We start from the raw sequence: 21,257 nt of genomic DNA, 5'->3' as shown, positions 1-21,257 counted from the left end.
ACTGTCACATTTTCAAAAGGGTTATGGCTGCAGTAGTTCATTAACTTGCACCACTTAAAAAACTGAAATACGGCCGCTAAGTATTCTTTATTGCTTTTATAACTTCTGCCCTGTGTAAGCAGTTCATCACGGTACTTCATCGCATCAGCCGAGGTGATATCGTTAGTGCAAATAGCTTGGGTGCTTTTTGATGACCGGTTACCGATTGTCGGCAGTAATTTAATGAAGTGACAGGTTCGCTGTTCAAGTTGTTTAATAGAGAGTGGTCTAATACCTGACTTCTCTTTTGAAGTAACAAAACCTGCTAGAGCATCATGTAACGTCACCACGGACATTGCTTGAGCTACAGCCGTGGTTTCACGGTGTTGTGACAGCTTAGTGTCTCTAATGGGGATGCTATAACTTGCTGGCTTTGTACTGATGGCCAACTTGTTTTTCTCAAATTCACTGCGAAGACTGTTAATCACTTCATCAACATAACGAATAAAGTCATTGATACAGGTTTGATGGTCTATGGTATTGATGATTTTTTTCAGCGTGCCTGCGACATCGATATTGCGAATAACCGCTTGTGCTCTGTCACGAGTCAACAGAGAAACTTTAATATCAAAAGGAAAGCCTTTATCGCGTAACGATTTGGCTAAACAGATACGTGTGAAGTACACGTTATTAGGAGCTCTGCTAATGTGAAAGGCAGGTACATTGTCTGAGTCAATCCTCTCAGAAAGCCCCTCAAATGCCAGAAACAAAAAAAGCCGTTGATAATCAACGGCTTTTCTCGTATTTAATATGGCGGAGAGATAGGGATTTGAACGCAAGGCTTCCTATTATATATAAAATGATGTGTTCAGCCGTGCCTGCTGTGGAGAACTTAGCTCAACCTGCTACGCTGGAAGCAATGGACGCTGTTAAAAAGTTCCAATTGAAATTTTATGTTGTTGACAGTATTCAATATTAGTTCACCTCAATTACATTGCAGTTGAAAGCTGTGAAAAAGCACAGTCTTTCTTCCTTAAAAAGAAACTTGTGATCTATTACTCATACCTAATTTGAGTTAATCACTATATTAAATATCCATTCAATCAAAAAAATTTAATGATATTGAAAAAGTGGTTACTCTCCCCCACTTTTGCCCTAACAAGTTCTCAGTAACATTATGCAAACCATAAATAGTAATCTTAAAATACTCTATCACTAACCCCACAAGATTAAAGAGAAAAAACAAGTTATGAGTAACTTAGACATAAAAAAAAACAATATATTTAATGAAGTTCTTGCAGCCATTAGTTTTCTAACACGCTTTCCTTTTACAAATCACATGATGTTTCATGAAAAGACGGTGGCGGCTGCTAGTCGTTGGTTTTCATTGGTTGGTCTTTTTATAGGTTTTTTTGGCGCAGCTGTATACTTTGCACTTAGCTTAGTAGTTCCTCATTCCCTTGCGTGCGTTGTGACTTTGGTAATACTCATCCTTGCAACCGGTGCCTTTCATGAAGATGGCTTGGCCGATCTCGCTGATGGCTTTGGTGGAGGTTGGGATAAAAGCAGAAAGTTAGCAATAATGAAAGATAGCCAGATTGGCACCTATGGGGTACTTGCATTAATATCAACCTTTGCAATAAAACTGAGTAGCCTGCAGCTACTCAGTATGCAGCAAGTCATGCTCGCATTAATAACTGCACATGGTGCTAGCAGAGCTATCTCTGGCATGGTGCCATTCTTTCTTGAATATGCACGTATAGGGGAAAACAAAACACCACAAAAATCAAATACTATCAACTACAACACATTATTGATACTAACTGCATGTGGTTTCCCTGGATTGCTTTTACTGCCAAGCAGCTTAACTTTATTATTACTAGCAACTTGGTTGATAGCTTTTGTTTTATTACTCAAGTTAATGAAAAAACAAATAAATGGATATACAGGTGACACCCTTGGCGCAACGCAGCAAGTAATAGAGTTATTAACTTATATTTGCTTTGTTATTTGGACATATTAGTATATTAATACTTATTGAAACTAGTGATTACAAATCAAAACCAGACAGGATTAGTGCACTTAACATGTTAAAGTAAAAAATATTAAGGTGATGGAAAACCCTTTAGTTTAAAAGTGATAAAACTTAATATTTTTATTTCAGCCAGTTGCTGATTAATTCATAGAGAGTCTTTATTTAAAAAATAAAAACACGTTTCTCAGCAGCTAACTTTCCTATCTAGTTTAAAAGTCTCACTGCTAACATTTGCATTCTAGCAATCACACTTAAGCGTAAACAACCTATAATTTATAAAATTACACATAGGTTCCGTGATGAAAATTTAGCCTCAAAAAAAATGAGGTTAGATGCCTCTAACCTCATAATGCAGGGTTACCAAGTAAGAGTGATGAAGTTATTACTCAGTTTTACCATATACTTTGGGTGGAAGTATATATTAAAAAATATCAAAAAAGCCACAATATAAAAATCTGACTTCAAATAACATTTAACTTGCAGAAAAAACGATATCAAAATAAGAATAAACCAAACAATTATGGTTACATTCAAATGTTGTGAATATTGTTTTAAACATCTCTATTACGATATGCGTAAAACAACTCTCACAACAAATAATAGCAATGCTTATTAATTTTTAATATGTTACTTTTAACAGTAATTTAAACATATTATAAAATTAATTTTCAACCTAAGTCTTATTACAAGTAAAAATAGCTCATATTTAAAGCAAGAAAAACCGCCCCATAAAGTCTCACCACAAAAGTACTGTTAAAAGTCACACACTTTAGTCCATATAAATAAACCTGTGACCATTTTCACATTCCAACTACCAATAATTGATTATATTCCACCACATCATCGATGGGTAAAGTAACAGTTCACAACAATGAGTTGTGCGAACAAGCTTTATCACTATCAATACAATTAGGGTGTTATTTTTGGGAATGTGGTGAGACCCCACAGCTGTACCTGCAACTGTAAACAGAGCGAAATACTTTTTACCACTGACTTTATATCGGGAAGGTGTATTTCTAGATGCTGTGAGCCAGGAGACCGACCTAATTGTTCGATGTACTCAAGCGGGTTTCTTGAGACATAGAAAGATTGGATTTTTTCTATTCGCTACTAGTTACTCAATTATTAACAAGCAGCGCATCTCCCGCTATTTTAAACTCAGCATAACAAGGCAACAACAATGAGTTTTAAACTGCGTTTATCAGCTATCACATTAGCTATTTTTCAAACTTACAGTGTAAATGCTGCAGCACCTGCAGTCCCAGTGCATGAAACAATCGTGGTCACTGGAACACGTTTTGAGAGCACACCAGACTCACAACTTACGGTAATTAATACCATTGAACGTGAAGAAATTGATGTGCTTAATCCCAAATCAGTAGTTGATGTTCTAGAAGCATTACCAGGTTTAAGTGTGACTCGAAATGGTGGGGCTGGACAAACGGCTTCAGTGAGTATACGAGGCACCAGCTCTGGGCATTCATTGGTGCTTATTGATGGTTTAAGGGTTGGATCTGCCCCCCTAAACGCTGTCAATTTTGGCTCCCTTTCTCCACAAAATATTGAGCGGATAGAAGTCATAAAAGGCCCTAGAGCTTCTATTTGGGGCAGTGATGCTATTGGCGGCGTAATACAAATATTTACTCGCCAACTTAATGGTGGTGAATGGTTTGCCAGTACCGAGTTAGGTAGTAATAACTATCTACGAGGCACTGTAGGTGCGGGAGTGGCACATGGTGATGGTCAAAGTACTATCACAGTAAACAGTGAACGTTCAGATGGATATAATATCCATAATGGCGCTCCAGAAGAAGCTGATGATGATGGCTATGACCGCATAGGATTAACTGTAGCGGGTTTGCAAAATATCTCTGACCAATGGGATATTAGCTGGAGTCTACAATATGACACTGGTAATAGCGAACACGATGATATTTACGCCAGTGGCGGCACTGACCAAGCTGATTTTGACAATTATTTGTGGAATGTTGGCACCCAATATCAGGGCGAGCAACTCACGAGTAAATTAAATATTGGTCAATCTCAAGATTCAAATGTCAATTTTCGCGGTGATAACCCGGATGTCGCGAGACAAAAATACGAAACAACTCGCGATCAAATAAATTGGACAAACCAATTTAAAGCATCTAATGAACTGACGGTTATCGGCGGAGTGGATTGGTATAACGAGTCCGTAAATGGGGATTATGCTGTCAATGAACGAGAAGTTTGGGGAATTTATGCGCTGGCTCAATACCAATGGCATAACGTTCTATTTGAAGGGGCTGTTCGATATGATGACGTTGAAAATATCGACAATGAAACTTCTTATAATTTAAGTGCAGCCTATAACTTTTCTGATCAATGGCGCTTAACGGCAAGCACAGGCACAGGCTTTAAAGCACCTACTTTTAATGACTTATACTGGCCTGGAACAGGAAACCCAGATTTATCCTCCGAAACCTCTGAAAGCTATGAATTAACCCTTAATTATAGGGGCTCTGCTATTCAAGGTTATATCAGTTTATTCCAAAACGATATTAATAACCTCATTGCTTGGGCACCGATTGATGAAGATGGTTACATATGGAAACCTGCCAACATCAATGAAGCCAAGATAAAAGGCTTAGAGTTATCGTTAAATACCAAGCTGTGGCAATTAGACCACCGGATTTCGTACACCTATTTAGATGCCAAAGACACTAAAAATGATGAAGAACTTGTTGGCCGTAGTGAGCACGAGTTTGATTATAGTGTGGGCTATCAATGGGAACACTTTGACCTACTCGTAAGCTATCACTATCAAGGCAAACGCTATTCAGGTTACGGCCAACACCTTGATGCTTACCATAGGGTCGATGTCAGCATGGGATATTGGTTTAACGACAAATGGCAACTACGTGTGAAAACCAACAACATACTTGATGATGACTATATGACCGTCAGCAACTACAACAATCCAGGGATGGAATATTTTGTGAGCTTGAGTTACCAAGCTTTCTAATTATGTCCTAACTAAGACTTAGGCGTCAGCGCTATTGACGCCTAAGTGGAATACTAATGACAGTAAATAACCACACAATAGAACACCTATCAGTTAATAACTTAAGTTGGAGTTGCGCTGATAAAAATGTATTGCAACAACTGAACTTCAAGGTAAATAAAGGAGAGACTATTGGTATTTTAGGCCCTAATGGTGTTGGTAAATCCACATTACTGCGCTGTATTTATAAATACCTAAAGCCATCAACTGGCGAAATCTATCTTGACGGGGTCAATATTAATGACATCTCTCGTCGTCAATTTTCAGCAAAAGTTGCTGTCGTGCTGCAACACCCTCCATCAGGGTTTTCTGTCACCTGCCGCCAATTACTGGCAACGGGCTTAGTTAGCCAGCATAAATGGTGGCAAGCTATTGACTATAAAAAAGAGCAACGGATCATTGATGAAGTGCTTGAGCAAGTTAACTTGTCAGATAAAGGCGAGCATATTTTCGAGCACTTATCTGGTGGAGAAAAACAACGCTTACTGATTGGCAGAGCCCTATTACAAAAGCCAGAAATTTTATTGCTTGATGAGCCTACCAATCACCTTGATATCCGTTACCAACTCGAAGTACTCACATTAATTAAATCGTTAAATATTACTGTTATCGCCACAATTCATGACCTTAATTTAGCCAGCGCCTTTTGCGATCAAATGCTATTTCTCAAAGAAGGTCGTTTAGTCAAAAATGGCCCGCCTTCAGCAGTGATGTCTGAAGATAATATTCGCCATATCTATGGCGTAAATGCCCATATTGATCGTCATCCAACTAATGAGAACCCTCGGATCACATACCATTATTCTGAGGCTTTATATGCGGCTGTTTAATGCAAAAAAATTGCTATTTATTCTTACTCCGTTAGTGCTCATTAGTCCAGTATTTGCCATTGTTATTGGTACCGCAAATATTGAGTTTAATGATGTTATAGGCGCGATTCTTCGGGCCGCTGACATATCAGAGGCTGCAACAGGTTCTTTAGCTATTTCTGACCGTATTATTATTGAGTTACGTATGCCAAGGGCAATTATGGCGATGCTCTGCGGCGCAGGACTAGCCATATCAGGCTCGGTATTACAATGTGTCACTCGTAATCCACTTGCCGACCCATACCTGTTTGGTATTAGTTCAGGGGCAGCATTAGGCGCTATTTTGGCGTTAACTGGCGGAATAATGTTTCTACCATTGCCTGTTTGCGCCTTTTTAGGTTCATTAATTGCAGTAGCAGTCGTCATGGTCATGTCCCGTGATGGGCAAGTTGAAACCCTTGTATTGTCTGGGGTTGCAATCTCATTTTTGCTCTCATCTATCGCCAACCTCATTCTTTATTTTAGCGATCAACAAGCCATACAAGCTGTTTTGTTTTGGTCTTTAGGCAGCTTTGCTAATGCTACTTGGTCCACCTTATTGTACCCCAGCATCATTGTAGTGCTTGGTAGCATTATTGTTTTCCAATTTCAGCGACCTTTGCATGCATTAATGGCAGGCAATGAAAGCGCCCACACCCAAGGGGTGGCAGTACTGCCATTACGGTTAGGCATGCTAATGCTAACCGCATTAATTACCTCATCTTTGGTGGCAACTTGTGGAGGAATAGGCTTTGTTGGCTTGATGGTGCCTCACATTTCAAGAATGTTAGTCGGTGCAGCTCACCCAGCTAGCCTCATTATTACCGCCATGATGGGCGCCATTTTAATGGTCTCTGTCGATATTCTTTCGCGGGTAATTTTACCTAGCCAAGAGCTCCCTGTTGGCGTTATGACCGCCATGATGGGGAGTGCTTTCTTTATTTTTCTTCTTATTAAACGCCAAAAAGGTCGTACTAGATGAAGCAGTTAATTATTGGTGGAGCCCGTTCTGGCAAAAGTAAAATGGCGCAAAACTATGCCTCCCAATGGCAAAGCAATACGCAAGGTGAAGTCATTGTTATTGTTACAGCGCAAAATAAGGATGGTGCGATGGCAAAGCGCATCGCTCATCATCAGGCTAACCGTCCGCCCCATTGGCAAACGGTTGAATCCCATTTAGCACTAGCTAGCACCCTACAGCGCCACAGCCAAGCGGACAACCTCATAATGGTTGATTGCTTAACCCTATGGTTATCTAATGTTTTACTACACGATGCTGAGCAATCTACGAATCAATACCCTGTAATGAAGCGTCAACTCATCGATACCATAAAAGCGCTTTCTGGAGAAATAGTACTTATTGGTAATGAAGTTGGTCAAGGTGTTGTCCCTATGGGGGCATTGTGTCGAGAATTTGTCGACCAATCAGGTTGGTTACACCAATCAATCGCTGAGTGTGTCGATAAGGTCACAGTATCAATTGCAGGCCTACCTATGGTTATTAAGGAAAGGGCTTAATTATGTCTATTTTCGTTAAACCCATAAGCTTAATTGTCGCGGGATTTCTTGTCTGCTTGACTACTTCATATGCCCACAGCGCACAGCAAAGATTCGTTGTGCTATCACCCCATGCGGTAGAAATGATGTTCAGTATTGACGCAGGCGATAGAATTATTGGCACAGTGGAATATGCCGACTACCCTGCTGCTGCAAATGATATAAAACGTATTGGTCGCTACGACTTTGTTAATTACGAAGCCTTAATGATGCTTAATCCCGACGCCATCATAGTCAACAGTGAAAGCACGTCATCGGGAATGCTTAGCCGCATTAAAAGCCTCGGGTTTACTGTTATTGATACCAGTGTCACAGAGCTTGCTGATATACCGAAAAGGTTAATTGAATTAGGTCAACTAACCGGACAACAACAGCTTGCCCAGCAACAAGCTGCGCAATTCAGTCAGCAGCTAAACGAGATTCGTCAACAATATCAGCATCAAGATCCCATCAGCATTTTTTATCAGGTGTGGCCTCACCCTTTAACGACAACCTCCAGTTCATGGATGGATGAGATTTTTGCAGGATGCGGAGGGGTAAACATATTTGAAAATGCCCACTCAGATTACCCTCAGGTCAACATGGAACAAGTCGTTTCATTAATGCCTGAAATGATCTTTAAACCTATTTATCACGGCAACAGTAATCAAGAGTTAATCCGCTGGGAAACTTGGAGTGAGCTACCCGCAGTAAAGCATGGACAAGTGATCGCCTTAGAAGGTGATCTCATTCACCGTACAGGCCCCCGTGTACTTCAAGGAATGATAAACATTTGCCAGAAAATCGACTTAGCACGTCATCAAAGAGCGGCAACATTATGATTAGTTTTTATTTAGGTGGTGCTCGCAGTGGCAAGTCGTCCCTTGCAGAGTTAGAAGTCAGCCAAACTCGATTACCCGTGCTCTATATCGCTACCTCTCGCCCGAGTGCATCTATGCAAGAGCGGATCCGCTTACATAAACAACAGCGCCCTGACAGTTGGCAAACTCTCGAAGTGCCAGTAGATTTAGTCACTAGCTTAATTAAACACGACAAGCCAGAGCAAACCATCATAATTGATTGTTTAACCCTGTGGTTAACCAACCAACTGTTGGCACAACATTGCCTAAAACAAGCTATCGAGGAGCTTGCGAAAACACTGGCCAATATGCAATCGCATTGCGTTCTGGTTAGCACTGAATGTGGCCAAAGCTTGATTCCAGAAGATAAAATGAGCCAACTGTTCGTTAATGCCAGTGGCGAAATGCACCAAATCATCGCCGAAATCGCTGACAAGGTGACTTTCTGCCAAAGCAAAATTGCTAACACGTTAAAAATGCCAAAAGAACTCAGTTATGAATAACACTAAGTTCACTTTATTACGCCATGGTCAGCCGCAACTCAGCGACTGCTTACTGGGTCGCACCAATGCACCATTAACCGCCCTTGGCTGGCAACAACTACGTCAAAGTAGTATAGGTTTAGGCTTTGATAGAATTATTAGTTCACCATTAGAGCGCTGTAGCGCATTTGCCCAGCAACTCGCTCACGAAAGCGCCGTACCAATAACTATCTGTGCTGACTGGCAAGAAATGGACTTCGGTTTATGGGACGGTCTGCCGCTTAAACAGCTGTGGGCGGCTACTGATATTGACTACCCTAAATTTTGGCAAAACCCCTTTTTAAGCCAGCCTCCTCAAGGTGAATCAAGCATTCAATTAATGCAACGAGTAGTAAAGCAAATTCAGTTACTCAGTCGACAATATCAAGGCCAACACTTATTAATTGTGACTCATTCAGGGGTTATTCGCATCATTATGCATTGGCTATTATGTCATTCAAATTCGATAGACAAGTTCTCTGAAGCGTTTCTATCCTCTCATAGCCACAGCCATCAATATTGCAATGCCCACCTTAGCAATCTTATGGTTTCCTACGCAGCTCGACTACAAATCAATACCTTTATTGATGATGACAAGGTGCTATGGCCGCAATTGACAGGACTGCATAACTACCACGCTGACACTCAGCCAAAGGAAGCCTAAAATGAAAACTATCTGTTTTAACATTTTGAACTGCGCAGCAACTCAATTGCCGAGCTTACATCAACTTTCTGATGCTGGGGCAGGTTCCGATTTAATGCATTTCACCCCAACCAGAGACAGTGAAATTATCGCCAATGGGCAAGCCAACACGGTATTACCTCTGAAAAAGTTGCAGTCCAAAGAGGCTGATAAATATGATGGGCTGTTAAGTAATGGTGGTATTAGTCCGGCAGTATTATCTCGAGGGCTACTAAAGTTATTAGCCAGCAATGGTTATAACATTGAATTTCATAGCTATAACTTTAATGTCAGTCAGCCGCACACCATGCAAGAAGATTGGCTAGTACAATCACACCATGGTGGCAGAAATATTGATAGCACTGAGTTAATTGAAACGACATTAATTCCCTCGTTAGTGGATCAAGCCCAAAGAGGCTGCATCAGTATTTTGTCTGAGTGCGGAGTTGGCGGCACCACCTTTTCTACCCTGTGGTTACGCTTACTTACTGGTATGGATTTGTCTCCCGCGGGAAGCACTATCGACCCTAAAAAATTAGCTATAAAGCAGCAACTACTCAATGAGCTTGAATGCCAATATCGTGTTGATGGCGAAAATTTTGATGAAACGCGCTTATTAGCTAACCCACGGTTTCACGATCCAATTCAACTGGCCGTCAGCCAACTAATTAAACAGTGGCCAACACAGCTACCAATGCCAACTTTTGCTGGTGGCATGATGTTCGTAGCGCCGCTATTGGCGGCAAGAAAAACCAACTCTCTAGCCATCCCTGTGCTAATCCACACCACTCGGTGGGTACTTAATGGCGATGGCAAACAAGTATTATCCCATCTTGGGGACAAAGATGTCATCACCACCCACACAACCAATTTTTCACGCTCTGATATGAGCTGCCTTCAGTGCTATGAGCAAGGGCTAGTAGTAGAGGGCTGCGGCTTAGGTGGCCTGCTGGTTTTAGCTGAGACATTAGGGATAAACGAACCTGCGATAATTAAGGCGCTTGAACTGGCCGTAAATGAATACCAGCGACCATTTCTTGAAAACGAATCGGTGGCCTAATGTGGGAAATAGGATTTGAGTCATAACTTGTGATAACAGGCTAGCAAACGCTATCAATATACCAGAATAAAGTATCAGGAATAATAATGAGCTATAACCCTAAAAAACAAGCACAACACAAAGAGCATGTTGACCAGGCCATCGAAAAAGCCCAAGAAGAGCGTGGTCAAGTATTAGTGATAACAGGTAATGGTAAAGGTAAAACCACTGGTGGATTTGGCACCTTATTTAGAGCCCTAGGCCACCAACAAAAAGTCGCGGCAGTGCAGTTTGTTAAAGGCGATCTTGAATGCGGTGAGCGTAACTTACTTGAACAACTCAATGTACCAGTTCATACCATGAATACAGGATTTAGCTGGAATAGTGAAGATAAAGAAGTTGATAAGCAAGCAGCACAAATTGCATGGCAAGCAGCAAAATCATTCATTACCGATCCTAGCTTAGATTTGGTGCTATTAGACGAACTCACTTACATGATCACTTGGGGCTTTATTGAACTGGACGACATCATTACCACACTGAAACAAAGACCAACTGAAATGTCAGTGGTTATCACTGGTCGAGCAGCCCATCGTGAGCTCAAAGAGTACGCTGATACGGTCAGTGAAGTAAGACCTGAAAAACATGCGTTCCATCAAGGCTTAAAAGCGCGTCAAGGGCTGGACTGGTAATTAAAAGGTACGCAAATTGCGGGCGACTTTAATAGCGATATTTCCCGAAGTGCTCAGCTTATTTATCAATTCAATTTTTGACGCTTAAAAACAAGCCCAAAATAATTTTTTAATGGAACAACTCCCATGAGCGGATTCAAATTAATGGTGCAAGGCACTACCAGCGACGCTGGTAAAAGCTTGATGGTTGCAGGGCTTTGTCGAGTTCTGGCACGTAAAGGAATTAAAGTCGCCCCTTTCAAACCACAAAATATGGCACTTAACAGCGCAGTCACGCCAGACGGCGGCGAAATAGGTCGCGCACAAGCTGTGCAGGCACAAGCGTGTAACCTTCCGTTAAGCGTACACATGAATCCAGTACTGCTAAAACCCAATACCGATACAGGTGCACAGGTGATCATTCGTGGTAAAGCAATTGAAGATATGAATGCCGTCAATTACCACAACTTTAAACCGCAGCTGCTAGAGATAGTGCTGGAAAGTTTTGAAACCCTGGGACAAGGTATGCAGGCTAGACTGGTTGAAGGCGCTGGCAGTCCTGCTGAAGTGAATCTGCGTGAGCAAGACATAGCCAATATGGGCTTTGCCGTTGCGGCCCAAACCCCTGTTGTTATTGTGGCAGATATTGATCGAGGCGGCGTCTTTGCTCATTTATATGGGACTTTTGATCTGCTTTCTGCTGAAGAGAAATTACTGGTTAAGGGTTTTATTATCAATCGCTTCAGAGGCGATATCACCTTATTAGAAAGTGGGCTTACTTGGTTGACGGAGAAAACTGGCGTGCCGGTAATCGGTGTTGTCCCATATTTACACGGACTCTACCTTGAAGCGGAAGATGCTATCAACCAACAGCAACTCGATGACGATAGCCATTTTAAAGTTGTCGTGCCGGGTTTGCCACGCATAAGTAATCATACGGATTTTGATGCCCTCAGGCTTCACCCGGGTGTCGACCTTTGCTTTGTTAAACCTGGCGATAAACTACCAAATGCCGACTTAATTATCTTGCCCGGTTCTAAGAGCGTGCGCGGCGATTTGAAAGCATTGCGAGATCGTGGTTGGGACAAGCAAATCGCCCGTCATTTACGATTTGGCGGCAAGTTAATTGGCATTTGCGGCGGCTATCAAATGCTCGGCCACAGCATTGATGACCCCCATGGTATCGAAGGTCAAGCTGGCAGCAGCGAAGGACTTGGATACCTTAACATCACTACCACCCTTGAGAAAACGAAAACCCTTAAACAGATCCATGGCGAACTCCAGCTTAATGGCAACACTCATCCAGTGAAAGGCTATGAGATCCATGCAGGAGTCAGTAATGTACAGGAGACTCAACCCTTCACATTAGGCACTGAGGATAATCGCTATCCTGATGGTGCAGTCTGTCCACAAAATCAAGTATTAGGCACTTATCTTCATGGCGTATTCGATGAGCCACAAGCCTGTAATGCGCTACTGAACTGGGCAGGCTACCAACAGCAAAAAGCCCAAGATATGTCAGCATTGCGTGAGGAAAACCTCAATCGACTCGCCGATAGCCTTGAAGAGTCGCTCGATCTCGATTCACTATTTAACGGTATTGAGGGGTGGAGCTAATGAATAAGATGCAAGCTCATTGCCCTGCTTTGTTTGTTACAGCTCCAAGTAGTGATAGTGGTAAAACTACATTGGTTGCTGCTATGGCCAGATATTGGAGTAATCAAGGAAACAAAGTCAGAGTGTTTAAAACTGGGCCTGACTTTATCGACCCTATTTTTCATGAATTCGCCAGTGGTCATCCTGCTCACCACCTCGATCTTGGCATATCGCCTTTTCCTCGGGAAATTGAGGACGTCATAAACGTTATCGTCACGCAACGCTATGACATCTTCACGGACAACTTGAATAACCTCCCCTCTGAATATAACGGAGGTTTCTGGCTATTTGGCAGATCAATATGTGACAAACCTACATCACCTCATCTTATGTAGAACATGAGTTTTCGACACATAACAGCAAGGAGCAATAATGAAGCAACTGACGAACCTCACAGTGACCCCAAACCCAGGTCACCTGCTAGATAACTGGCAACAAGCTGAAGATTGGTTAAGCCAAATGAACCTTGATGGTTTCGAAATATATCCGCATGGCACTGTCTCTGCGGATGCTATTCCAGCTCATTTAAGTGGCGGCTTTCATCTGCAATCTTTTCCCATTCTGACTCCGTTACTTTATAACGACAGCAAACGGTTAATGGACATCTTTGGTGATTGGGACACTGTCGCACAATTCTATGGTGGTACTGATGCCGACTACCTCATCAACACCCTCACTCAACAACTGGACTTGGCGCACGCATTAGGCGCACCCTATGCGGTATTTCACCCTATGGATTGTGATATCGACAACCTCATCTCACAACACTTTCCTTGGACTTATGAAGATACAGTTAAAGCCTGCAGCCTGTTATTGAATCAAGTACTAGCCAAGAGTAAATTTAAGGGGAAATTATTATTCGAAAACATGTGGTGGCAGCAAAGCTTTCGCCTCGATAACCGCTGTGAGTATGATCTATTACGACACAGTGTTGATTATCAAAACTGCGGCATTTGCTTCGATACGGGCCATATGATGGCCACCCAAACACAGTTTAGCCATGAGCAGCAGGCTCTGGATTTTATTGAGCAACGCTTGCTGCAGCTGGATTTACACCATGAGATTTGTACCCTTCATTTAAACAGCAATATACTCCCAGCTCACAAGCCTCAGTGGCGAGCTCCACTGTCAGTAAAGAGTCCATTCTGGCAACAGTTTGATTTATCTTTACAACACATCAATAAACTAGACCCACACCAAGCCTTTAGTCAGTGTGACTTATCCAATCTTATTGAGCGTATAAAGCCTGATTTCCTTGTCCATGAAATTAACCAAAAAAGCCTACCACAGTGGCAAACTGATATTTCGACCCAGATGACATTATTAAACCGATGTTTACGTGTAGCATAACGAGTATTGGTTCTATGAAAACATAATAAAGTCAGTATCTAAGCTGTTTACATATAAGCAGCTAAAATATCTTTATAAGAGTGTGACGGTAAGGGCTTTACGGTGTTACAGCTAGTCACAAACCAAGGTTTCCCCGAAATATAATAGATTACGACGACAGTCACAGAGGCGTACTTAAAGCGCTGTTAGTTTACTGTTAGCCGCTATAAAAAGTTGCTATTACCCTCAAAAACAGACTGGTAATAGCAACTAAGACTATTTAGCTAGTATTTTAAAACCAACTAAAAATGATACCTAAAGGTCGCCATCACGAGATGAGCGGTGTAATCATGATTCAATTCCCCTAAGGTTTTAATACCAGTAGGGCCAGTTCCTGGATAGTAATTAACAGGTAATTGCGTATCGTCACTGTCTTTGTAACGTTCAATTTCATAACGTAAGCCGACCGTCATGGCTTTAGACAATGCATAATCTACAAAAACCGAAGCATAATGACTGGTTGATTCAAAATCGCCAAATACATCATTATTGTCAATATCGCTGTCGCTGAAAGACAGTGCATAGCTATAATTACCACCGATACTTATGCCATAGTCAGCTAAACCTGTGTAATCAAATCCAACACCAATAAAGCCAAACTGCTCGTTGGTATTAGCTTGCCAATAATTAGAATAATCATTACGTGCACCAGCCTGATTATTATCAATCCATTGATAACCGCCATCACCATTTAGGTTCAAGGTTTCAGTCACTTGCCAGTTTACACTTAAGTCATAACCGTAGTTTTCTGATTCAATGAGGCCAATATCAGTATTAGTATAATCATCTAGCGAGTAATAGCCGTTGAAGCTAACTGAGACATTATCCAATGGGGTATGAGTGACAAATACCTCAGCTTTTGAGCTTTTCTTATCTGCAAGATAATACTTACGCATTAACTCACTCTCGTCACCTGATACTGCATCGTCATATAAGAACGATGAACCACCTTTGTCCGAGTAACTGCCTTTTAAGCGTAAATCCCACTTTTCAAAATTACTTGCACGCCATTGCGCCCAAAAAATATTGTCATCCGTTTTTTCTCGATCTTGATTTGAACGTTCAGTATCTGTACGGTCAAAACCTGCCTCAATACGCTGACCCGTTGCAAGATTATAGCTAGCACTCACTTTGTAAGTCGTTCGAGTCGTGTCATAGATACGATTCTCAACCAATTCTCCGGTCATCGAATTGTAATTATACTGTTCGTACTCGTGGATGTCGGTGGTGTTGTCTCTATCAGAGTAATCCACAGAAGCATTCAAACGTAGCCCTTTAGCAATTAGGCTAGACACTTTAAAGTTAGCATCAAGAATATCAACTTCGACATTACCTTGATTCCCACTGTTTGGGATACCTGTTAAGGTAATAAAGTTACTGTCTTGCTTCATATTTCCGCTAACAAGGCGGCCACTGAGATAGGTTTTATCAAAACGGTAATTACCTAACGCACTCACAAAATGTGCTTGGTTATCTGCCGCCTGTGACACACTAGGATAAGCATCATTGTCAATTGACAAAGCATGGTTATTATTATCAAACCAACTACCTTTGTAGTTAACTTCAGAGAACCAATTATTGCCATTAAAGTTCACTCCCGCAGATAAATTTTGCGTGCGCATATCTACAGGTGCAGCTAAGTTAGTCGCAATGATGCCACCATTACTCATACTGCTAAGCAGCTTACCCGTTTTATCTTCCGTCGCGTATTTAACATAGGTCGCGTAGCGGTCGCGAGTATAGTTTGCTTCTAATTGATACTTTTTGCGCTGTAAAGATAATGACTGAGTCACGAGGTCATCATTTTCTACAAAATGGCCATTATTACTAGTCCAAACGCTTTGTGCATTATCTGCTGTGTATTGATTTTTTTCATCAAAACTTGCCTTGATACCCCAACTACCGAGGCGGCCAGTTTTGATGCTACCGTTACCTTGCTGACTACCTAAATTATCAGCCTTGATTTCGGTACGATAACCTCGACTATTAATCACCAGATCAGAGTTCACTCCAGCGGCTAAACCGTCTGTGTATTTCAGTTTATTCGCGGCGTAGTCATCGTCACTATCTAATGCCCCTAAATCAACTCCAACCTGACCAATAACACTGCTGTTAGAAACGCAGTTCTTACATTTCCAGCTATCAGCACGATTGTTAACATCATTTGCCGCTGTTACACCAAAATCAAATGCCATCGCTCCAGTACTAACACTGGCAAGCGCTATGGCAACTAAATTTAATCTAAATTTCATAAGATAATCCCCTTAAAACTGTAGCGCCTTGCCAGACGTATGATTTGAACCATGTATTTGGCTATGACAATTTAAACATCCCTGGCCTGCTGTTTGGACGCTTTGATTATCACCAGGCATAGTGGAAGCATGGATATCTCCTGCATGACATTGCTTACACAACATAGGCACACGTGATTTAAGAAGATCATTGTTAACGCTGCCATGAGCGTTGTGACAGTTGGCACAGTTCTCCATTACCGGAGCGTGCTCCCAAAGGAAAGGACCACGTTTTTCGGCATGGCACTCAAAACAGGTTTGATTAACATTAAAGGCTTTAAGATCACTCTCGCCCATTGACCCATGCGGGTTATGACAATCAGTACAGACCATTGAGCCATTATTAATTGGATGATGGCTACGTTTATGGGTATCTGCATTTACTTTGATATGACAGTTCGCACACACTTCAGCTTGTGTGTTTTTTACCATAATAGGATCTTTGGCAGCATGCACCTGATGACAGCTGACACAAGCAACGTCTTGATCTGCATGAGCAGAGGTATGCCATGCACTTCGAGCATTGTCATTATGACAAGCAGTACACACAGAGTTTTGCATATCAGCAGTCAAAACTGAGTCTGTACCAAAATCTATCATTGGTTCATTTTTGCCCCTATGCTTACCTTGAGGTCCATGACATGCCTCACATTGCAAACCCGCCATTGGGCTATTGCTTGACATCGCTTGACCGTGAACGCCATCAAAGATGGCCATGACTTTTTCAGAGCGCTTATGGCACATCAAGCAACCATCAGCCCCCTTTTTCGAATAAGCCCCACTTTCAAATTTATCCATCAAAATATCGATTGGCTCAGCATTAATGCTACTGGCAATAAAGCCAGATAGCATAATTAGCAATGCACTCATACGTTTCAATTTTTTCATATCATCTGCCATAATTTATATTAGATTTTTAGTTTTGCTACTCAATATGTTCAATTTACATATCGATTAGAAACAGAGACTAACCACAAAAAATAGAAATTTCTCTGGGGTTTTTAACAGTAAACTTAAAACTGTTAGCTATAACCGAAGATATTTTGGCAGGCTGATAACAAGGTGGGCATAAGAGGGCTTCCCCCTCTGGATCACATACTGCAGATAAAAGTGAAACTAAGGTAAAAAACAGTTTAATTGATGTGAAATTACCTTAGCGTGTATAGATAATCTACTGGCAAATAGGTGTATTGAACCTCCCAATGGATTGCAGCGCTAAGATGGAGGTAATTACATTTCCTTTATAGGTAGCTACTATTATTAGTAGCTACCTCGTTATCATTGAATCAATCCCAGCGGAAACTGCGACTAGCTAGCGCTAAACATATCAAAATCGTTGCCACAAGATATAGCAGATGATTGCCAATATCGAATAATCCAGCGCCGTCGATAATAACCGCCCTATTAGCATCATTCATGTGAGTTAACGGTAAGCAATCAGCCAAAAAACGAACCCAGGGTTTACTGCCTTCTAAAGAAAACCAAATCCCCGATAAAAACATCATTGGCCATGAGAGAATATTAAGCAGTCCATTACACAACTCGTCTGAGCGGGTACGACTTGCCACCAGCAAACCGATACTGATCATGGCTGCGCTACCGAGTAATGTATTGAGCACCAAAAGCAGTACATTACCTTGAGAGCGAATATCGAACATCAGCGCGATAACCAAAAAGACTAAGATAGCAGAAACCACTGTCGCTCCAAGTCTTGAAATGAGTTGGGATGCCAAAAACTGCCACGCCGCTAACGGGGTTACTTGCAACCGCTTTAACACCCCGGTTCTGCGATACCGCACCACCACATAACCCACGCCATAAAGCGCAGAAAACATCATGTTCATTCCGATAATACCTGGCAGTAGCCACTCAACATGACGCACGGCATTGCCAACAATTGTTTGCTTTTCTAACTCAGGGGATTTGCTAAAAATAACCTGCTCTAATATATAACCTTTAGCACTGTCTGGGTTGACCCAATAACTATCGCCACTGATCAAACCATCAATTAAATGTCGAGAGACTTTATGCTTTGCTTGCTCTAAGTCATTGTAATAAATAACATCCACATGTTTTAACTCCGACAATGCCTCAAGCTGCGGACTATCACCATAGGCACCAAGCTGATAAAGCGTCGGGTTATCATCATCGAACACCAGTACGAGAACCAGAATAATGATAATTGGAAATAGTAGTGACCAGCCTAGCGCAGACTTGTCACGCACAAACTCAAGGTTTCGGGCGTTGATCAGTGCAAATAATGCATTCATATACGAAGCTCATTACCAGTTAACTTTAGAAAAAGGTCTTCAAGGTGCGGCTTACGCACAGACATGCCGTTAGTAGAGTGACCTGAAGCGAGTGCTGGCAGTAGATCATTAAAGCTATGACACTCTACCCTTGTTTGACCAGAACAATGACTAACTCTTACTGGTAAACCGTCAAAATCCTGAGCGCAATAAACGCCATCGAGTTCAACAATTTGCGGAAAAAAATTATCTTTAAGTAGCGCTTCAGGTGAACCTTCTGCGATAAACTGTCCTTTATCCATGATGGCAATTTGATCGCAAAGCTGCTCTGCTTCATCCATATAATGTGTAGTGAGAATAACTGTTTTCCCTTGTTTTATTATCTCCCTAACCAACTGCCAAAAATGTAACCTAGCCTGGGGGTCTAGCCCGGTGGTGGGCTCATCTAAAAAAAGCAAAGCGGGATCATTAACTAAACTCAACGCCAGCAATAGCCGCTGCTTTTGTCCCCCAGAAAGCGTAAAATGAAGCTGATTAGCAACTTCCTGTAGTTGACATAACTCGATCAAATGGGAAATAGGTGCATGGCTTTGGTAAAAACTTGCGAAAAGTTTCAAGCAATCTTTAACAGTTAAATAATCCGGTAGCGTAGTCGACTGAAATTGAATTCCAATTTCTTGTTTGAAATTCTTTTTGATTGGCAAGCCTCGATAGCGTATGTCACCCTGAGTTGGCTTCAAGACACCTTCAAGGATTTCAAGCGTTGTTGACTTACCGGCGCCATTAGGACCCAGTAAACCAAAACACTGACCAGCCTCAATATCTAAGTTAATGTTATTAACCGCAGTGAAATCACCGTATCGATGAGTTAAGCCGCGAACACTTAATAATACTGACAATACAACCTCAAGAAAAATTATTAGACATATATTATCTGTAGTGCAATGGAAAAAAACACTGGGGGTTTTAACAGTCTTTGATTTAGCAAATCATAATTGTGTACTTGCACACAAAGCTGTTTTAACGTGCTTGTTTTTAGCGAAAATCACCCCATCATGCCTGAACATCATTGATATTGAGATTTAACATGCGCGCGATAAAAATACTATTTGGGCTAGTCCTTTTTTTAGCTATACTGCCAGTTTTTAGCCAAGAGGAACAATCCCTCAGAATTGTGTCTTTGGCCCCCAATTGGAGCCATACTGTTGCTGAAATTGGGGCAATTGATAACCTAGTAGGTGTGACTCGTTACGCTCGATTTCCTGCCGAAGTCCCCTTAAGAGTTGAACAAAGTCGTATCGACATTGTTGGTGGATTTACTGATATCACTATCGACAATATCACTCGCTTGAATCCAGATCTCGTGCTCACAGCTACTGGACTGCAACTGACGTTAAAAGCACAGCTAAAAGCACTGGGAATACCCGTTATTCATATGGAGGAATCCAGCTTAGAAGAGGTATACACCAAAATAATTTTGCTTGGGGAGACAATAAATAATCAAAAACAAGCCATTACCTTGGTCGAATCAATTCAGGGTCAGCTACGAAAGATCGCATCCCAATACAGTAACCATCCATCTCCAAAGGTCTATTACGAAATTAACTATTTATATAAATGCGTGCCCGGAAAGCATTCATACATGACTGAACTAATTGAATTGGTTGGAGCTAAAGCCATTTTGTCAGATCGTGATGGTATCGCGCCCATGGTGACCTGGCCAGAAGTTGTGCAAGAAAACCCCGATGTTATTTTGCTGCCGATGTGGCCGGATGCTACAGGTCCAATCTTCGAAGGACCACAAGCGGGTAGCGGCACCACCACCATCAGTGAGGTCAAGTCCCGTGAAGAGGCTGATCGCGTGAACGCAGTAAATAAAGACGCTGTCAGATTTATTGACTCGGCAGTGACCAAACAGGCTGGGCCGAATATCCCCCAAGCTGCAAGGCTACTCGCGGAAGCTATTTATGGTAATTAAAACACAAATTTTAATGACCGCTAAATGAATAGTGAGGCCTTGTTAAAAGCGCAATAGCCAATTACAAAAAAACGATAAATAAACCAAACAGCAATTTAATCTTTAGTGCAATAAGTTATCAAATATTTGCAACAAAGCGAAAATGTAGCTAATAGCTTTGGTCATTAGCGTGCGTTAAGTACGCTGATTAAGCAACTCATTTATAAACATTAAATTATTAAGGTATCCACCTTAAATAGCTACAACTAAGGTGGTTTAGTTAATCAAATGTAAGACACTGTGCGACCTTTAATGAATTCATGCAAAGATGACTTTTCTAAGCCTGCTTTGGAAAATAAAACGGTACTTGAATGCTGAGGCATTCATCACACACGGCGTACAACCAAAGCAATCAATACGATTCAAATCACAGTAAAGGGATAACCCAATACCTCCTTAAAATGTATTAGTTTTAACTTGAGTTGCATTAAATTGAACACC

At 41.5% G+C, this 21,257-nt stretch carries 20 protein-coding genes and 1 riboswitch; of the genes, 15 read left to right on the top strand and 5 right to left on the bottom strand.

Annotated features, from left to right (window positions below; all coding sequences use genetic code 11):
* Nucleotides 1-665: hypothetical protein (locus AB4140_RS18700; RefSeq protein WP_372002163.1), on the bottom strand; the 665-nt coding region annotated here is incomplete at its 3' end.
* 71 nt (nt 666-736) lie between these two features.
* On the opposite strand from AB4140_RS18700, the gene AB4140_RS18695 reads away from it, so the two are divergent.
* The 14 genes from AB4140_RS18695 (at nt 737) to AB4140_RS18630 (ending at nt 14,220) form a co-directional block, all read left to right on the top strand.
* Complete coding sequence (locus AB4140_RS18695; RefSeq protein WP_372002161.1) at nt 737-958, top strand: hypothetical protein; 222 nt, start codon at nt 737-739, stop codon at nt 956-958.
* A 270-nt stretch (nt 959-1,228) separates the two neighbouring features.
* On the top strand, nt 1,229-2,002 hold the full coding sequence (gene cobS / locus AB4140_RS18690; RefSeq protein ID WP_102475834.1) for an adenosylcobinamide-GDP ribazoletransferase: 774 nt from the start codon (nt 1,229-1,231) through the stop codon (nt 2,000-2,002).
* Nucleotides 2,003-2,909: 907 nt separating this feature from the next.
* Nucleotides 2,910-3,076: riboswitch (cobalamin riboswitch) on the top strand.
* 118 nt (nt 3,077-3,194) lie between these two features.
* A complete protein-coding gene (locus AB4140_RS18685) occupies nt 3,195-5,018 on the top strand; it encodes a TonB-dependent receptor domain-containing protein (RefSeq protein WP_303503294.1) in 1,824 nt (607 codons plus the stop codon).
* A 56-nt stretch (nt 5,019-5,074) separates the two neighbouring features.
* Nucleotides 5,075-5,887 carry an ABC transporter ATP-binding protein gene (locus AB4140_RS18680; RefSeq protein ID WP_102475831.1) on the top strand — a complete coding sequence of 271 codons (813 nt, stop codon included), beginning with the start codon at nt 5,075-5,077 and terminating at the stop codon, nt 5,885-5,887.
* Nucleotides 5,874-6,887, top strand: coding sequence for an iron ABC transporter permease (locus AB4140_RS18675; RefSeq protein WP_102530697.1), 1,014 nt, complete (start codon nt 5,874-5,876; stop codon nt 6,885-6,887). The genes AB4140_RS18680 and AB4140_RS18675 overlap by 14 nt, the downstream gene beginning before the upstream one ends.
* Nucleotides 6,884-7,423 carry a bifunctional adenosylcobinamide kinase/adenosylcobinamide-phosphate guanylyltransferase gene (gene cobU, locus AB4140_RS18670; RefSeq protein ID WP_102475829.1) on the top strand — a complete coding sequence of 180 codons (540 nt, stop codon included), beginning with the start codon at nt 6,884-6,886 and terminating at the stop codon, nt 7,421-7,423. The genes AB4140_RS18675 and cobU (AB4140_RS18670) overlap by 4 nt, the downstream gene beginning before the upstream one ends.
* Before the next feature lie 2 nt (nt 7,424-7,425).
* The gene (locus AB4140_RS18665) at nt 7,426-8,283 is read left to right on the top strand and encodes a helical backbone metal receptor (protein WP_102475828.1); all 858 of its coding nucleotides are present in this window, start codon (nt 7,426-7,428) and stop codon (nt 8,281-8,283) included.
* On the top strand, nt 8,280-8,804 hold the full coding sequence (cobU, locus tag AB4140_RS18660) for a bifunctional adenosylcobinamide kinase/adenosylcobinamide-phosphate guanylyltransferase (RefSeq protein WP_102475827.1): 525 nt from the start codon (nt 8,280-8,282) through the stop codon (nt 8,802-8,804). The genes AB4140_RS18665 and cobU (AB4140_RS18660) overlap by 4 nt, the downstream gene beginning before the upstream one ends.
* A complete protein-coding gene (locus AB4140_RS18655; RefSeq protein WP_102475826.1) occupies nt 8,797-9,486 on the top strand; it encodes a histidine phosphatase family protein in 690 nt (229 codons plus the stop codon). The genes cobU (AB4140_RS18660) and AB4140_RS18655 overlap by 8 nt, the downstream gene beginning before the upstream one ends.
* 1 nt (nt 9,487) lies before the next feature.
* A complete protein-coding gene (locus AB4140_RS18650) occupies nt 9,488-10,564 on the top strand; it encodes a hypothetical protein (protein ID WP_102475825.1) in 1,077 nt (358 codons plus the stop codon).
* 86 nt (nt 10,565-10,650) lie between these two features.
* Entirely contained in the window at nt 10,651-11,235 is a 585-nt protein-coding gene (cobO, locus tag AB4140_RS18645; protein ID WP_102475824.1) for a cob(I)yrinic acid a,c-diamide adenosyltransferase, read from the top strand.
* Between the two features lie 126 nt (nt 11,236-11,361).
* Nucleotides 11,362-12,831 (top strand): cobyric acid synthase, encoded by a 1,470-nt coding sequence (locus AB4140_RS18640; protein ID WP_102475823.1) that lies wholly within the window; start codon nt 11,362-11,364, stop codon nt 12,829-12,831.
* Complete coding sequence (locus AB4140_RS18635; protein WP_241904959.1) at nt 12,831-13,205, top strand: hypothetical protein; 375 nt, start codon at nt 12,831-12,833, stop codon at nt 13,203-13,205. Before AB4140_RS18640 ends, AB4140_RS18635 begins: the two co-directional genes overlap by 1 nt.
* Before the next feature lie 37 nt (nt 13,206-13,242).
* Nucleotides 13,243-14,220, top strand: coding sequence for a TIM barrel protein (locus AB4140_RS18630; RefSeq protein ID WP_102475822.1), 978 nt, complete (start codon nt 13,243-13,245; stop codon nt 14,218-14,220).
* Between the two features lie 281 nt (nt 14,221-14,501).
* On the opposite strand, the gene AB4140_RS18625 is transcribed toward AB4140_RS18630, so the two are convergent.
* The 4 genes from AB4140_RS18625 to AB4140_RS18610 all read right to left on the bottom strand — a co-directional run bounded on the left by AB4140_RS18625 (nt 14,502) and on the right by AB4140_RS18610 (nt 19,698).
* Nucleotides 14,502-16,511 carry an MtrB/PioB family decaheme-associated outer membrane protein gene (locus tag AB4140_RS18625; RefSeq protein ID WP_102475821.1) on the bottom strand — a complete coding sequence of 670 codons (2,010 nt, stop codon included), beginning with the start codon at nt 16,509-16,511 and terminating at the stop codon, nt 14,502-14,504.
* A 12-nt stretch (nt 16,512-16,523) separates the two neighbouring features.
* Nucleotides 16,524-17,438 (bottom strand): DmsE family decaheme c-type cytochrome, encoded by a 915-nt coding sequence (locus tag AB4140_RS18620; RefSeq protein ID WP_102475820.1) that lies wholly within the window; start codon nt 17,436-17,438, stop codon nt 16,524-16,526.
* A 398-nt stretch (nt 17,439-17,836) separates the two neighbouring features.
* On the bottom strand, nt 17,837-18,820 hold the full coding sequence (locus AB4140_RS18615) for an ABC transporter permease (RefSeq protein WP_102475819.1): 984 nt from the start codon (nt 18,818-18,820) through the stop codon (nt 17,837-17,839).
* The gene (locus tag AB4140_RS18610) at nt 18,817-19,698 is read right to left on the bottom strand and encodes an ABC transporter ATP-binding protein (RefSeq protein ID WP_102475818.1); all 882 of its coding nucleotides are present in this window, start codon (nt 19,696-19,698) and stop codon (nt 18,817-18,819) included. The genes AB4140_RS18615 and AB4140_RS18610 overlap by 4 nt, the downstream gene beginning before the upstream one ends.
* 281 nt (nt 19,699-19,979) lie before the next feature.
* Between AB4140_RS18610 and AB4140_RS18605 the strand changes: the two genes are divergently transcribed.
* Nucleotides 19,980-20,777, top strand: a complete 798-nt coding sequence (locus AB4140_RS18605; protein WP_157936254.1) for an ABC transporter substrate-binding protein — start codon at nt 19,980-19,982, stop codon at nt 20,775-20,777.
* Nucleotides 20,778-21,257: the final 480 nt, after the last annotated feature.

Origin of the sequence: Shewanella sp. 10N.286.51.B2 (assembly GCF_041469265.1) — a bacterium.
GTDB lineage: Bacteria > Pseudomonadota > Gammaproteobacteria > Enterobacterales > Shewanellaceae > Shewanella.
The sequence above is the reverse complement of the archived record's forward strand: the minus strand, read 5'-3'. Positions and strand labels throughout refer to the sequence as shown.